Below are 13,820 nucleotides of genomic sequence, written 5' to 3' on the forward strand. Positions count from 1 at the left end.
CGTGCTCCTTGTCGCTCCTGGCGACAAGGAGCACGCGTGAGATCGGACGCTGCGGACGGCTGTCACGATCTTTCCGCTGACTTCCTGGCCGTTTTGAGAGCGTCGGACTCGGTGAGTTTGGAAGCCGTGAATGATTTCGGGTAGGCGCCTCGGACGATAGCAAGGTGGTTCTTCACCAGTGCGGCGAGTTGTGCTTCGTTGGCGTCTCTGGGGACGTCCATGAGCTTCATCAGGAGAACTTGCAGCGTCCGCGCATCGCTGTCGGTACCGGCCTCGTGAGCAAGCAGCTCGCGCCGGGTGCCGCCCTCGTGTTTCCCTCCGACGTCTGTGGCTTCCAGAGTGGCGCCGGGAATGAAATTGGTGTACGTGAGGAGGGCGTTGATCGTCTTTTGCAGAATGAGGGGTTGCCGGGCTGTTGCTATCTGGTCGCCCTGACGGGCGCCGACCGAGACGGCGTTCAGCTCGGCTGCGAGTTCACCGAGTGCTCGTTGGGCGTCTGCCAGCAGTACCAGCTGATGACTTCCTTGCTCGTCATTGCGCATGAACGCCGGTCCCATCGTTTCCTTCATGTGCTTGGCTTGCGGGATGGCGTTCGCGAGGATGAAGTGTGCTGCCGCCTCGACGGAGCGATCGACGATTCCCTGCCGAATATGATCCAGGTGGGCGATCCAAGCGGTGGTGTGCGCTCCCATGGTCCCGGCAAAGGGCGAGGGGCTGCGGCCTCCGGAATGAAATGCGGTGATTATTCCGTTGTTGATCTCGATCTGAGAGGTGAGGTATTGCTTTTCGGAATCCTGCTCCTCGGCGGCGGATGTCTGTGTGGCGGACACCGGAGCTGCGACGGGGGCAAGGAGCGTTGAACCGGTCTGTTCACCGGTCGAGATGGCTGCCTGGCCCATGATCCTGGTCAGGTCGCTCATGGTCGAGCTCACCTGGGCCTTGCTTCTGCTGGCCCTGGCAGAACTCTCTGCTGGAGGCTGCGGAGGCGATACGGATTCTCCGTTGAATCGCAGGGCATTGGCATGCCGCTGCCAGTTGTCGCATTCGACTACGTAGGGGACGGGAGGTCGCTTGTCGTGGTGCGCGCCCCTTGCATAATATTGTTCGATGATCTTCGTGCTGGCCTGCAGTCGCTCGACATAGAATTCGACATTCATGCGCCGACGCTTCTCTATCTCCTCGCGCATTTCTGCAAGAAAGACAGTTCCTGCCTGCTCGGTCGACCCAAATAGATGCTCGATTATGTGGGGGTAAGCCATTTCCAGGGACTGGATGTGCTGCTTTATGATGGTTGCGGATCTTTCCTCCTGCGACAGGGCCGGGTTCATTCCTGGTGACAGCCTGGACAGAGTTTCTTCGCTGTGCTCGGTGGCGACGATGGCGACCCCCTCTCTGTCCATCAGCTTCCAGACGGCGCTCCGTGCGACAGATGCATCGACCGGGGAGGCGAGTCCCGCTGAAACTGCCGCATAGTAAGTTGAAAGGGTCTGGCTCGCTCCGGCCTCCGCCTTCCCCTTTCCTGCCGCTCCTTGCGTTACCTGTGTGACGTCCATGGTGGTGAAGGGGATGAGCTCGCGGAAGTGCAGGAATTCGCTCACCATCTTCTGGACCAGGAGAAATTGCTGGGCTGGTTGCGCGGTGGCCATGGTTGCGAAGGTCGCCTTGAGGGCGTCCGCCGCTTCGCGGTAGTTCTCGCGCTTGGCCGCCGGGAGATGTTCGGACCTTTCCGCTCCGGGCAAGGTGGCAGCGCTATGGGCGAGTTCCTGGAGGTTGAGCGCCGCGTTCTGCGGAGTGTGGCCGAGGACGGCTCGCTTGACTGCTTCTTGCTGGACGATGTACGCCGTGGTGTGGTCGCCCATGGTGCCGGTATAGGGGGACTTGGGGCGTCCCGCGAAGTGGATCTCGGAAATGGTCTGGCCGTTTTCCGAGCCGACCTGCGGGACGACTGCCCGCTGGATCGACGCCCCGAAGCCGGCCCGACCGGGCCGCGAGCGTTCGGGGACCGCGTCAGATGTGGGCGCGGGCGTGGACATGGCCCGGTCGGCATTGGCCTCCGCCGCGCGTTCGAAACGGTCGGCAGGGTCGGAGACCTTCAGCCCGCTGCCGTTGTCGGACCCTGCCACCGCCCCCTGTCGCTGCTGGATGACATGCGTGAGTTCGTGGGCGAGGGTGTGCCGATCAGCGCCGCCGTCGCCGACCACGACGTGGCTGCCGGATGTGTACGCGCGGGCACCGACCTCTGCCGCAGAGGACTTGGCGGCAGCGTCGTTGTGGATACGGACATCGGAGAAATCCGCGCCGAGACGGGCCTCCATGTCCGTTCTCGTAGCGCTGTCGAGGGGCTGTCCGCCGGTACGAAGCACGTCCTGGACCGCAGAGCGCTGTACTGCCGCCTGCTCCACCGGCACGTTCTGCCGGTGACCGCAACCGCTGCCATGCTGATGCTGCTCGGGCTGGGCCCAGCGATGGCCGGACTGCCGGAGCATCTGGACGACGGCGGCATTGCCCGCCGTGCTGTGCAGGGCAAGCAGTCCCGCAGGCACTCCTCCGGCTTCGCTTTGGCTCCGGGTAGGAGTACGGCGTGCCTCGTGATCGGCGGCCTGGGCGTGGTCGTTGGCGTGCATCCGTGCCTTCCAAAGGGGGTGGGGGTCGGATGCCGTACCTGCCGGGTCGGGCGCCACCCAGCTCGGTGGGCAACGGCCTCCCGATGGAGCGTTGCAGGCACCGCCAACACTTCCCTAAGAGCCGCCTAACGGGCCGATCTGCCCTGCGTTAGCAGGCGATCATCCGAGCCCCGACGCTCAGCACGACCATGGCTCGCCGTGCCGACACAACGACTGCCACGCCTGTGTGCGCTGGCCAACGCGATACCTGGGCGGGATGGAGCGCCGTTCATGGTTGCCGTCACACGAGCCGACCTCTTCGTAGGGTTCTTCGGGTTCTTCGGGTTCTTCGTGCCGGGCAAGGCCGTCGTCCGTCGCGTGGAAGTTCTCCGGCGCGGTGTGGCCGTCCATGGGGCCGAGCACGACGAAGGTGCCGAGTTCGTGGGAAGCGGTCCGCGGGCGCACCACGGCGGGCCGTGTGACGCGCAGGGCCGGGTCACGCCGGGCGATCTCCCAAGGACCTCAGAGTCGCGCCGGGTCGCTAGGCTCGGATGCCGTATCTGGAGGCACCGTCCCACGGGGGAAAACGCATGACGATCAACCGTCCGGGCCTGCCCGGCGACCTGCCTAAGGCCGAGCTGCTGTGGGCGCGCTGGGGCCTGCTCGCGGTCCTGGAGGCGTCGGTCGAGGGGGAGGAGACGCCCTTTGTGCACCGTACGGGCAACTGGATCGGCGGCGGGCTCCACCTCGACGACTGCGGCTGTACGTGCTGGACGCTGAAGCCGCTCGGGGAGGGGCGGTTCGTCCTGTACGGGGAGGACGAGTCGAGCGACGTCAAGTGGCACAAGCCGCCCATCGACATGCTGGCCGGCGCGCCGGACTGGCTTCCGGTGGACGAGCTCCGCGATCTGATCGAGGGATACGAACTGGGCTGCGTGTACTGGTACGAGAACGGCGCCTGGGCGCGCGCTCCGTACCCCGAGAGCCTGGGCGACGACGGCCTGGACTGCGGCATGAGCCGTTTCGCCGACCGGTCCGACGTGCTGAGCGCCCTCGATGTCGGCGAGGACGCGCCCGTCGATCCCGGCACGCTTCTGGACCGCGCCGAGCGCTACGAACTGACGCCGGACCTGCTGGAGCCCCTGGCCGCCGCCGGGACCGTGTACGGCCACGGGGAGCTCCCCGCCATGCTGCGAGCCCTGCACCGCGCGGGCCTCGCCGGGCAGGGCGTTGTCTTGGCTGACGGAGGGTCAGCTACCGCTGGGGCGCGCTGAGTCGGCCTGGCGGGCGGACGTCGAAGGCCGTCGTCCGCCCGCCCTGCGCCGCCCCCGCCGCAGGGCCCTCCCTGAAGGGCGTTGCTCACTTCCTGCGGCTCGGTCAACGCCCGTCCCGGTTACCGGAGTTGCCAGGGACGGGCGTATCGCGTTGCAAGGCCGCCGTGCTACCGGCTGAGCGTCTTGAGCGCGGCCGCGTCGTACGCCTTCAGCTCGTCGAAGCGGTCGCCGAGAACCTTCGCCGCCCACTGCGGGTCCTGGAGCAGTGCCCGGCCGACGGCGACGATGTCGAACTCGTCGCGCTCCATGCGGTCCAGGAGGTCGTCGATGTCGCCGACCCCCGCGCCCTCGCCGTTGAAGGCGCCGAGGAAGTCCCCGTCCAGGCCGACCGAGCCGACGGTGATGGCCGGTCGGCCCGTGAGCTTCTTCGTCCAGCCCGCCAGGTTCAGGTCCGAGCCGTCGAACTCCGGGACCCAGTAGCGCCGGGTGGAGGCATGGAACGCGTCGACGCCCGCCGCCGTCAGCGGGGCCAGGATCGCCTCCAGCTCCTCCGGGGTCTGCGCGAGCCGGGCCTCGTAGGCCTCCTGCTTCCACTGCGAGTATCGGAAGATCACCGGGAAGTCGGCAGGGACGCGCTCGCGGACCGCCGCCACGATCTCCGCGGCGAACTTCGTACGGGCCACCGCGTCGCCGCCGTAGACGTCGGTGCGACGGTTGGTCCGCTCCCACAGGAACTGGTCGAGCAAGTAGCCGTGGGCGCCGTGCAGTTCGATGCCGTCGAAGCCGATCCGCGCGGCGTTGGCGGCGGCGTCGGCGAACGCGCCGATCACATCGTCGAGGTCGGCGCGCGTCATCGCCTTGCCCATCCCCTCGGTGCCGTCGACGCGGATGCCCGAGGGGCCGACGGCGGGAGCCTCGGCGTACGGGGCCTCGCCCTGGTTGCGCACCATGCCTATGTGCCACAGCTGCGGCACGATCGTGCCGCCCGCCTCGTGCACGGCTGCTGCGACCTTCGACCACCCTGCCAGCTGGTCCTCACCGTGGAACCGCGGCACCCGGTCGCTCTGCCCGGCGGAATCGTGCCCGACGTAGGTGCCCTCGGTGACGATCAGACCAACACCCGCCGCGGCCCGGCTGGCGTAGTACGCCTGCACATCCTCGCCGGGCACGCCGCCGGGGGAGAACATCCGCGTCATCGGAGCCATCGCGATGCGGTTGGGAACGGTCAGACCGTTCAGCGTGATGGGCCGGGAAAGGATGTCGGCCGCGCGGGAGGCGGTGGACGGGGTGACGGACATGGGGTCCTCCGGATTGAGGCTGTGGCTCATCGGGGTGACAATGAGAAGTGCATAGTACACATCTTATGTATCATGCATATTGCGGCCGGGCCGGGCCGGAGTCGGTGCTCGGTGCTCGCGCGGAGCCGTCCGCGAGCCGACTCGGGCGGCCGGCCGCCGTCCCGAACCGTCCGTGGGCCGCCCTGTAGGGATCGCCGGTCCACGGGTCCGCAATAATGGAGCGCCGAAGGGAGCGGGAGGCGACGTGCTGGAGAAACTGGAGCGGGAGCTGATGCTCCTCTCGCGGCATCAGGTGCTGGCCCTGCGCGAACCCGACCCCGAGCGGCTGGAGCGGTCGGCGTACCTGCTGCTCAGCCGGATCGACACCCAAGGCCCCATGTCCATCGGGCAGTTGGCGGAGGCCTTTGGCCTCGACACCTCGACCGTGAACCGTCAGACGGCCGCGTTGCTGCGCTGCGGACTGGCCGAGCGGGTCGCGGACCCGGACGGGGGCATGGCCCGCAAGCTGCGCATCACCGCAGAGGGCGGACGCCGGCTCGGCGGGGACCGCGAGGCCAACCGGTCGTGCTTGGCCCGGGTGGTCGCCGGTTGGTCCCCCGAGGAGGTACGAGAGCTGGAGGACGTCCTGGTCCGGCTCAACCGCAGTGCGGAGGCCCTGGAAGGACGGCACTGGCCGCGCACGGAAGAGTACGAGACCGGCGCCGCGTGCCACCCGCCCGTCCCGCAGGGATCGGCATCTTTTTCCTCGCAGGGACCCGTGCCGCGAACCCCATGAAAATCTGCGCCGCGAGCCATTGAGTAACCTGCGCCGCGAGCCATAGAGGAACCTGCGCGGCGAGCCGTTGGGGAACCCGTACCGCGAGCCACCCGGGGGCCCGCGCCCCGTGGCGACGCTCAGCCCTGTTCCCGAGTTCCGGAGTCCTGACCGGTCGACGCGTAGCCCCGGCTGCGATGCCTTAAGGTTCCGAAGGGACCTCTCGGTCCTCCTATGAGGGGTGGGCGCTGTGGCTGACGGGAACGTTTCGGATCGTCTGATCGGCCTGTTGACGGTCCGAGGCGAGGACTTGGGCGCCGAGTGGGCGGACAAGGTCACGGTGTCGCTCGGTGGCAGGGTGAGCCGGGCCGAGGTCCAACGTGAACTGCAGGAGCTGTACACGGCGTTGGTGGCCGCGCTCGGTGAAGGCAGCCTTGACGGGCGCGGTGAGGCGTTCGGCGAGGTCCGCGCGCTGTTGACCGAGCTCTCGCGGACGCGGGCCCGGCAGGGCTTCAGCCCAACCGAGACCGCGGTGAGCGTCTTCGCTCTCAAGGAGGTCCTTGAGCCGACTCTCACGGGTGTCGACAACGACGTTCAGGCGTATGTGAAGTTCGCCTCGCTGATCGACTCCCTCGGCCTGTTCACGATCGAGGTCTACACGCGTACCCGCGAGGAGTTGATCGCGGCGCAGGCCGAGCAGCTGATGGAGCTGTCCACTCCGGTGGTGAAGCTGTGGGACGGCGTGATCGGTGTGCCGCTGGTCGGCACCCTGGACTCCGCGCGGACCATGGTCGTGATGGAGAAGATGCTCCAGGCGCTGATCGACACCGGCTCCGAGCAGGCCATCATCGACATCACCGGCGTTCCCGCGGTGGACACGGAGGTGGCGCAGCATCTGCTGAAGACGGTGGTGGCCGCCCGGCTCATGGGCGCCGAGTGCACCATCTCGGGGATCCGGCCGCAGATCGCCCAGACGATCGTGTCCCTGGGCATCGACTTCGGTGACATCGTCACCAAGGCGAGTTTGGCCGACGCCCTGCGTCATGCGCTGCGGCGCTCCGGCGTCACGGTGTCGCGCACGGCGCCGCAGGCGGCCGGCCGGTGAGCGAGCAGGTTCCGGTTCTGCGGATCGGTCAGGTCCTGCTGGTGTCCATCCAGACGGATCTGGACGACCAGGCAGTGATGCTGCTACAGGACGATCTCGCCGCCGCGGTGGTGGAGTCCGGCGCGCACGGCGTCGTCATCGACATCACTGCCGTGGAGATCGTCGACTCCTTCGTCGGGCGAATGCTCTCCACCATCGCGTCCATCTCCCGTCTGCTCGACGCGCAGACCGTGGTGGTCGGCATGCGGCCCGCGGTCGCCATCACGCTCGTCGAACTCGGCCTTTCGCTGGGCGGGGTGAGGACCGCGCTGAGCCTTGACAAGGGTCTGAAAATGCTGGAACGGGCCCGGGCCGCCGCCCTGGGCACGGACGCTTCGGCGTCGACCGGCGGCGAAGGCGAGGGCGTGACGCCCGCCGCTGCGGCCGGGCTGTGAACGGCCCTGGTCGCGACCCCCAAGTCCTCGACATCACGGCCAACGCGGGGGTCGTACAGGCTCGTCAGCTGGTGCGCACCCTGGCACAGGAGTGCCGTCTCTCCCTGGTCGAGCAGACGAAGCTGATCACCGCGGCCAGCGAACTGGCGCGCAACACCCTCATCTACGGGGGCGGCGGCACCATGATCGCCGCCCTGGTCCAGGACCACGGCCGGCGGGGTGTGCGGCTGACGTTCACCGACCGGGGCCCGGGCATCGCGGACGTGGAGCTGGCCATGACGGACGGCTGGACCTCGGGCAGCGGCATGGGCCTGGGTCTTTCCGGATCCAAGCGTCTCGTCGACGATTTCGTCCTGGACACCGTGCCAGGACAGGGCACGACGGTCGTCATCACCAAGTGGGGCCGGTGATCACCGCGAGCGGGGCACTGCTGCTGGACTGTGAGGACGTCGCCTGGTTCCGCGACCGGTCCGAGGCAGCCCGGGGCGCCGCGGCCGCGCTGGGGCGGCGTATCGGACTGAGCGCGCACCGCACCGCCGAACTGGTGCTCGCGGTCACCGAACTCACCAGCAACATCACCAAGTACACCGCCGACGGCTCCATGTTGCTGCGTGTCGTGCGCAACCGGGACGTCGCGGGCGTCGAGGTCGTCGTCGTCGACGGAGGGCCCGGGATGGCAGACGTCCCGCAGGCCCTCCAGGACGGAACCTCGTCCACCGGCACCCTGGGCATCGGCCTCGGCGCGGTGCAGCGGCTCGCGGACACCTTCGACATCCATTCGGTGCCCGGACTCGGGACCCTTCAGCTGGCCCGTTTCTGGCCGCGGCCCCTGCATCCCTCCGTGACCGGCGAACCCGCAGTCGGCGGCATCACACGGCCCATAGGCGGCGAGGAGGTGTGCGGCGACGCCTGGGCAGCGCGCACCGGGCCCGGCGGCGATACGGCGTACAGCGAACCTGGGGACGAGCGGAACGGCCCGGCGGAAGAATCCAGGACCGCACCGGACTGGGCAGCCCTGACCGCGGCCGGACCATCCTTCGAGCAGCGGCGCACCGCACGGCCCGTGCCGGCGCGTGCCGTGCCGCCGCACGCGCCGGCCCGTACCGCGCCATCGGAACCCAAGCGACGTTCCGCGCTCGTCCGTGGCGCGGCCGCCGGCCCCCGCGAAGGCATACTCGTGATGTCCTGTGACGGGCTCGGCCACGGTCCGATGGCCGCTCTCGCCTCGCAGGCGGCCGTGAAGGCCTTCCGTACCGGGATGGGACGCACACCGGAGCAGGTGGTCGAGGAGGTGCACCGCGCCCTGCGCGGAACCCGCGGCGCGGCCCTGGCCGTCGCCCGGCTGGAACCCGACGGGCGGGTCCTGTTCTGCGGCATCGGGAACATCACCGCGGCCGTCGTCGGCGACGGCACCCGGGCGAACCTGCTGTCCCACCCCGGGATCGTCGGCCACCAGATGCGCCAACTCCGCACGTACGAACATCACTTGCCCGCCCTGGGCGCCCTGGTGATGCACTCGGACGGGCTCAGCGACCGGTGGACCTCCGCCGATCTCGATCCCGTACTCCATCATCCTCCGACCCTCATCGCCGCCGCGCTGCTGCGTCTTGCCGGAACCCGCAGGGACGACGCCAGCGCGGTGGTTGCCAGGAGATCGCGGTGAACTCCCACGTGCCGGCTCCTCGCGCCGAGGACCGCACGCGCGTGATGGGTACACAGGTCAGCACCGAGCAGGACGTCTTCGCGCTGCGCCGCCACGCCAAGGACATCGCCCGAGCCGTCGGCCTCGACGCCCGTGAACAGGTCCGCCTCGCCACCGCCCTGAGCGAGTTGGGACGCGACCTGCTGCGTCCCACCGCGCTGACCGTCACCTTCCGCGTGGCGCGTGAACCGGCCACCCTCCAAGCGTCGCTGTACTGGCCGGACGACCGCGCACCCAGCGGCGAATCGCTGGACGCCGTCACCCGCCTTCTGCCGCACACCCGCTACGAGCCGGCACCGCAAGGGCCGACGGTCCCCGCGCGCGGCGGCCGCATAGACATCACCTGCCCCATCCCCCTGTCCACGGCACGCTACTTGGACGCGGGGGACGTCAGGGCCCTCGTCGAGGCGGACGCTCCCACGAGCGCGCTCGACGACCTGCGCGCCCAGACCCAGGACCTGCTCGCCGCGCTCGAAGAGACCCGTGCCCAACGCGACGAACTGGAACGCCTCAACGACGAACTCACCGAGACCAACGCCGGTGTCATGGCCCTGTACGCGGAACTCACCGTCGAGCACAAGGACGTCGTGGAACGCTTCGGCCAGGAACACGAACTCGCGATGACCCTCCAGCGCACCTTCCTGCCGGCCACCCTGCCCCAGACCCCCGGCATCGAACTCGCCGTACGCTACCTCTCCGCCGCCACCACGGCCGAGATCGGCGGCGACTTCTACGAGGCCGTCCACACCCCGCACGGACTGCTCCTGGCCGTCGGCGACGTCGTGGGCCATTCCCTGCAAGCAGCCGTCGTCATGGGGCAGCTGCGCCACGCCCTGCGTGCCTACGCCGTTCTGGGCCAACCACCGCACACGCTGCTCCAGAACCTCGAACACCTGATGGCGCTGCACCAGCCCGGCTGGACCACGAGCCTGTGCATCGCGCTGATCGAACCCGGCAACGCCCGCCTGCACATCGCCAACGCCGGACACCTTCCGCCGCTGCTCCTGCCACCGGGCGGCCCGGCCCGCTACCTGCGCGAACACGGCCCCATTCTCGGCCTCGGCCTGCCCCACCCGCCCGCCGTGGTGCACCCGATCGAGCCGGGCAGCCAACTCCTGCTGGTCACCGACGGGCTCATCGAGACCCGCGACGCCGACATCTACACCCGCCTGGACACGCTCAGCAGCATCGCGGCGGCCGGCCCCGACGAGCCCGAGGCCCTGTGCACGAAACTCGCCGGGGAATTCGCGGTCGAGCCGGACGACGACATCATCATCTTCGTCGCACGCATCCGACCACCTTCCGAGTAGACCCGGGCCAGGACCACCGCCGCTGTCGAGCCGCCGCGCGGTGGCCGTGCCGCTCCTCGACGTCGTGAGTGTGGACGTGAGAGCGAGCGTCCTGCCGAGGGACTATCGGTCGGCGGTGGCGTCCGGTACCCGGTCTCGTCGGCAGTGCAGGAAGAGGTGGGGTTCCGGTGCTGCGCCGGGGTGGGCCGGGGTGAACATCAGGCTCTGCTCGGCCCGCACGGTGAGGCCCGCCTCGGTGACCATGGCGACGAAGGCGTCACGATCGAAGCTCGTCGCGCGTACTGGCTGCTCCATGAAGAGGACTTCGACCCCTTCGACGTCCACGGGAACGGTCGCCAGAGCCATATGACCACCGGGCTTCAGCGCGCGGACGAGCCGGGTCACGAGCTGGGTCTGCTCCGCGCGGGACATCTGCAACAGAGAGAAGTAGACGCACACGGCGTCGAATGCCCCGTCCTCGAACGCAACCGCGCGGATGTCCGCGCACCGGAACTCGGCTTCGGGTACCTGCCGGGAGGCGATGTCGACCATGACGGGGGAGACGTCGATGCCGAGCACATCGTGCCCGGCGGCGGACAGCGTCTTGGCGGTGGGACGACCTGTCCCGCTGCCCACGTCCAGCACCCGGCTTCCGGGGGCCAGCTCGTCGAGCAGCCGCCGCAACGACGCGTGGTGTGCCTCGGAAGCGGCAAACGCCTCTTCGTAGGCGAGCCCCAATACGTCGAACACCGCCTGAGCGGGCTGGTGCGGGCTGCGATGTTCGTCGGTCACGCGGGCTCCTCGGGTGCGTCGCTCATGCCTTTCGGTCCCGTACATGCTGCCTCGTCTCAGCTCTCCGGGGCAGGGGGCAGGGGCCGGGGGTGGGAAGCCGTGGCCCATCGGGGACAGGGGCGGGGGCAGGGGGAGCGTGCGAAGGACTGCGCTGACGTGGTCGGCCGGACCGATGCCGGCCCCGGACCGTGTGGTCCGGGGCGCAGCCCGGTGCCGACCCGGCGTTCTCCGACCGTGTTCAGCGGGCGTGGCGGCGACTGGTTTGCTGCTCGGGAACCGTGCCTAGACGCCTGACGCGCGAGCGGTTGCGCCGAAGGATGGACGGGTTGCGGCGCGCGGGTGCTGCCGGCGCCAGTGCGAGCAGCAGCAAAGGAGCGAGGACCGCGACGAGAATGAGCACGGAAACGAGGATCATGTTCCTTCCTTCCGTCGACAGCTGACGACCTATCACTACCGCTTGTAACCAAAAATGCGGTTTCCAACACAGTTCGTGTCCACTACCGCCTGAACGTCGCCGTCAGTGGCGGCGACGGCATGTCGTCCCGCACCGGGTGCGGCTCGCATGGCGAGGCGCCGATGTGGTGTCACCGCAACCGCTGGAGACGGGCCCGCAGGACGCTGCCCGGTCGAACGCGGCCGGGGGACGGCGACGCGATCAACTCAGCCAGATGGACGTTGAGTTGGCGTCCCCTCCGATGCATCCACCACTCCTTGGGGGCCGCCTTCGTGGGCCGAGCCCTGGTGGGCCTGACGGCAGGAGGAGGTGAGGTCCGCGCCCGTGAAGGCGGGAGGGGCGCGACCCGGCGAGACGTAACCCGTCGTCCCCGACTGAGGACTGGCCGTGCCGGCCCGAGCATCAGGGCCTGAGCAGTCCGCCCACCCACCAGTCGTGCGGGTTGCCATCGTTGGCTATGCCGCGATTGCGTAGGGTCCCTTCGACGGTGAAGCCAAGTTTCTCGGCGACCGCACGCGAGCCGGTGTTGCCGACCATGGCCCACCATTCGATGCGGTGGACGTCGAGGGTGGCCCAGCCCCAGTCGCACAGGGCGCGAGCGGCCTCTACCGAGTACCCGCGCCCGCGCTGTTCCGTGACCGCCCAGTAACCCAGCTCCCAGACGCCGCGGCTGACGAAGGTCAGGCAGTACGAGCCGACCAGAGCGCCGGTGTCCTTGCGGAACGCGCCGAGGGAGTAGTCCTTGTCCTCGGCCCACTGGGCGGGCAGTTTCTCGCCGAGCAGCTGCTGGGCGTCCGCACGTCGGTACGGCACCGGCACCGGCGTATAGAACTGAATGTCCTTGTCCTGGCAGGCTTCGTACACCGCATCCACGTCGGCAGATGTGAAGGCCCGCAGCACCAGACGGTCGGTCTCAAGCGTCACTGGATCCATCGCGGCAGTATGACCACCACCGACATGCGGCAACCACCGAGTTTCCGGGCCGAGCACCACCGTTCAGCGCCGGCGTGATGCGGTTCGCTCGCCGACACCAGCGCGGCCCGCTTGCCGTCGGCGTCGCCACGACACCGGATACCGCAGCGTGAAGCCGGTTCCGGTCGAACGGCGTCTCCTGGCACCTGCTGCGTGTGCAGGTGATCGCGCCGCATTCGCTACTGGGTGTATTGGGCGGGGCCAGGGTGGGCAGGCGGGGGAAACGACGCTTCTGGTCGGACGCTTCCGTCCGGCCTGCCGACTGAGGGAAAGGACTTGTTGTGTCGAAGGTTGAAGAGTCCATCGAGGTCGAGGTCCCCGTACGCACCGCGTATGACCAGTGGACCCAGTTCGAGTCGTTTCCGCAGTTCATGGATGGTGTGGAGCGCATCGAGCAGCGAACGGACAGGACGATGCACTGGGTGACGAAGGTGGGTGGCGTCACCAAGGAGTTCGAGGCCGAGATCACCGAGCAGATCCCCGACGAGCGGGTTGCCTGGACCACCCTGGACGGTGAGGTCAAGCAGGCAGGTGTGGTCACCTTCCACCGCCTCAGCGACATGAAGACCAAGGTCATGCTGCAACTCGATTACGAGCCCGAGGGCATCAAGGAGAATGTCGGGGACAAGCTCGGGGTGGTCAAGCGGCAGATCACCGGAGACCTGAAGCGGTTCAAGGAGTTCATCGAGGACCGTGGCCGCGAGACCGGCGCCTGGCGGGGCGCAGTCTGAGCCCTCGCCGTTCCGAACGGCGGGTGAGCACGACTGCTCCGAATCGGTCGAGGCCCGGCGTCGCCGTCAGGAGTGTGAAGGACAAGCTCCGGCACGTCCCTTCAGCGTGGAGCAGGTTCGAGCCGCTGATACCGGGCGATCGGGGACGCGGACGGCGGTGGTCGGGCCACCGCTGTCCGCCCCGAAGCCATCGGGCGGAAGGACCGAAGCCATCAGGTGGATGGACCGAAGACCGGCGCGCGATCGGCCCCGGGCCACACGCAACCTCGCGCGCACCCTCATCGAGGGGTGCAGAACGGGCGGCCTCACGTAATCGTGAGTCGCGTACTCCTCGGCCGATGAGGGCTTGTGGCCACCGTGAGTGGCCGTGGGGAGTCTGGCGGCGACTCCAGGTTCCCCCGGCTCCTGCGAC

At 68.7% G+C, this 13,820-nt stretch carries 14 protein-coding genes; 8 read left to right on the forward strand and 6 right to left on the reverse strand.

Annotated features, from left to right (window positions below):
• Positions 1-62: 62 nt before the first annotated feature.
• Both ACGFW5_RS20420 and ACGFW5_RS20425 read right to left on the reverse strand, forming a co-directional pair.
• Entirely contained in the window at positions 63-2,624 is a 2,562-nt protein-coding gene (locus ACGFW5_RS20420) for a DUF4157 domain-containing protein (RefSeq protein WP_393835669.1), read from the reverse strand.
• A gap of 177 nt (positions 2,625-2,801) precedes the next feature.
• Positions 2,802-3,071, reverse strand: coding sequence for a hypothetical protein (locus ACGFW5_RS20425; protein WP_393835670.1), 270 nt, complete (start codon positions 3,069-3,071; stop codon positions 2,802-2,804).
• A 122-nt stretch (positions 3,072-3,193) separates the two neighbouring features.
• Between ACGFW5_RS20425 and ACGFW5_RS20430 the strand changes: the two genes are divergently transcribed.
• Entirely contained in the window at positions 3,194-3,877 is a 684-nt protein-coding gene (locus ACGFW5_RS20430) for a hypothetical protein (protein WP_393835671.1), read from the forward strand.
• A 167-nt stretch (positions 3,878-4,044) separates the two neighbouring features.
• Here the strand turns inward: ACGFW5_RS20430 and ACGFW5_RS20435 are convergent, their stop codons facing one another.
• Positions 4,045-5,175: an NADH:flavin oxidoreductase gene (locus ACGFW5_RS20435; RefSeq protein ID WP_393835710.1), complete on the reverse strand. Its 1,131-nt coding sequence runs from the start codon at positions 5,173-5,175 to the stop codon at positions 4,045-4,047.
• A gap of 271 nt (positions 5,176-5,446) precedes the next feature.
• On the opposite strand from ACGFW5_RS20435, the gene ACGFW5_RS20440 reads away from it, so the two are divergent.
• The 6 genes from ACGFW5_RS20440 to ACGFW5_RS20465 all read left to right on the forward strand — a co-directional run bounded on the left by ACGFW5_RS20440 (position 5,447) and on the right by ACGFW5_RS20465 (position 10,480).
• On the forward strand, positions 5,447-5,950 hold the full coding sequence (locus ACGFW5_RS20440) for a MarR family winged helix-turn-helix transcriptional regulator (RefSeq protein WP_393835711.1): 504 nt from the start codon (positions 5,447-5,449) through the stop codon (positions 5,948-5,950).
• A gap of 229 nt (positions 5,951-6,179) precedes the next feature.
• The gene (locus tag ACGFW5_RS20445; RefSeq protein ID WP_393835672.1) at positions 6,180-7,034 is read left to right on the forward strand and encodes an STAS domain-containing protein; all 855 of its coding nucleotides are present in this window, start codon (positions 6,180-6,182) and stop codon (positions 7,032-7,034) included.
• Complete coding sequence (locus ACGFW5_RS20450) at positions 7,031-7,468, forward strand: STAS domain-containing protein (protein ID WP_393835673.1); 438 nt, start codon at positions 7,031-7,033, stop codon at positions 7,466-7,468. The genes ACGFW5_RS20445 and ACGFW5_RS20450 overlap by 4 nt, the downstream gene beginning before the upstream one ends.
• Positions 7,465-7,878 (forward strand): anti-sigma regulatory factor, encoded by a 414-nt coding sequence (locus ACGFW5_RS20455; protein ID WP_393835674.1) that lies wholly within the window; start codon positions 7,465-7,467, stop codon positions 7,876-7,878. The genes ACGFW5_RS20450 and ACGFW5_RS20455 overlap by 4 nt, the downstream gene beginning before the upstream one ends.
• A complete protein-coding gene (locus tag ACGFW5_RS20460) occupies positions 7,866-9,131 on the forward strand; it encodes an ATP-binding protein (RefSeq protein WP_393835675.1) in 1,266 nt (421 codons plus the stop codon). The genes ACGFW5_RS20455 and ACGFW5_RS20460 overlap by 13 nt, the downstream gene beginning before the upstream one ends.
• Positions 9,128-10,480 carry a PP2C family protein-serine/threonine phosphatase gene (locus ACGFW5_RS20465; protein ID WP_393835676.1) on the forward strand — a complete coding sequence of 451 codons (1,353 nt, stop codon included), beginning with the start codon at positions 9,128-9,130 and terminating at the stop codon, positions 10,478-10,480. The genes ACGFW5_RS20460 and ACGFW5_RS20465 overlap by 4 nt, the downstream gene beginning before the upstream one ends.
• Positions 10,481-10,582: 102 nt before the next feature.
• Here the strand turns inward: ACGFW5_RS20465 and ACGFW5_RS20470 are convergent, their stop codons facing one another.
• The 3 genes from ACGFW5_RS20470 to ACGFW5_RS20480 form a co-directional block, all read right to left on the reverse strand.
• Positions 10,583-11,296 carry a class I SAM-dependent methyltransferase gene (locus ACGFW5_RS20470; RefSeq protein WP_393835677.1) on the reverse strand — a complete coding sequence of 238 codons (714 nt, stop codon included), beginning with the start codon at positions 11,294-11,296 and terminating at the stop codon, positions 10,583-10,585.
• Positions 11,297-11,489: 193 nt separating this feature from the next.
• Positions 11,490-11,666 carry a hypothetical protein gene (locus tag ACGFW5_RS20475; RefSeq protein WP_393835678.1) on the reverse strand — a complete coding sequence of 59 codons (177 nt, stop codon included), beginning with the start codon at positions 11,664-11,666 and terminating at the stop codon, positions 11,490-11,492.
• A 441-nt stretch (positions 11,667-12,107) separates the two neighbouring features.
• Complete coding sequence (locus ACGFW5_RS20480) at positions 12,108-12,638, reverse strand: GNAT family N-acetyltransferase (protein WP_393835679.1); 531 nt, start codon at positions 12,636-12,638, stop codon at positions 12,108-12,110.
• 320 nt (positions 12,639-12,958) lie between these two features.
• Between ACGFW5_RS20480 and ACGFW5_RS20485 the strand changes: the two genes are divergently transcribed.
• Positions 12,959-13,408, forward strand: a complete 450-nt coding sequence (locus ACGFW5_RS20485) for an SRPBCC family protein (protein WP_393835680.1) — start codon at positions 12,959-12,961, stop codon at positions 13,406-13,408.
• Positions 13,409-13,820: the final 412 nt, after the last annotated feature.

The organism is Streptomyces sp. NPDC048416 (genome assembly GCF_043200435.1).
Taxonomy (GTDB): Bacteria; Actinomycetota; Actinomycetes; order Streptomycetales; family Streptomycetaceae; genus Streptomyces.

Excerpts from the sequence above, each read along its gene's own strand:
- ACGFW5_RS20420 (WP_393835669.1), bottom strand. The coding sequence starts at position 2,624 with ATGCACGCCAACGACCACGCCCAGGCCGCCGATCACGAGGCACGCCGT.
- ACGFW5_RS20475 (WP_393835678.1), bottom strand. The coding sequence starts at position 11,666 with ATGATCCTCGTTTCCGTGCTCATTCTCGTCGCGGTCCTCGCTCCTTTG.
- ACGFW5_RS20440 (WP_393835711.1), top strand. The coding sequence starts at position 5,447 with ATGCTCCTCTCGCGGCATCAGGTGCTGGCCCTGCGCGAACCCGACCCC.
- ACGFW5_RS20470 (WP_393835677.1), bottom strand. The coding sequence starts at position 11,296 with ATGTACGGGACCGAAAGGCATGAGCGACGCACCCGAGGAGCCCGCGTG.
- ACGFW5_RS20435 (WP_393835710.1), bottom strand. The coding sequence starts at position 5,175 with ATGTCCGTCACCCCGTCCACCGCCTCCCGCGCGGCCGACATCCTTTCC.
- ACGFW5_RS20430 (WP_393835671.1), top strand. The coding sequence starts at position 3,194 with ATGACGATCAACCGTCCGGGCCTGCCCGGCGACCTGCCTAAGGCCGAG.
- ACGFW5_RS20480 (WP_393835679.1), bottom strand. The coding sequence starts at position 12,638 with ATGGATCCAGTGACGCTTGAGACCGACCGTCTGGTGCTGCGGGCCTTC.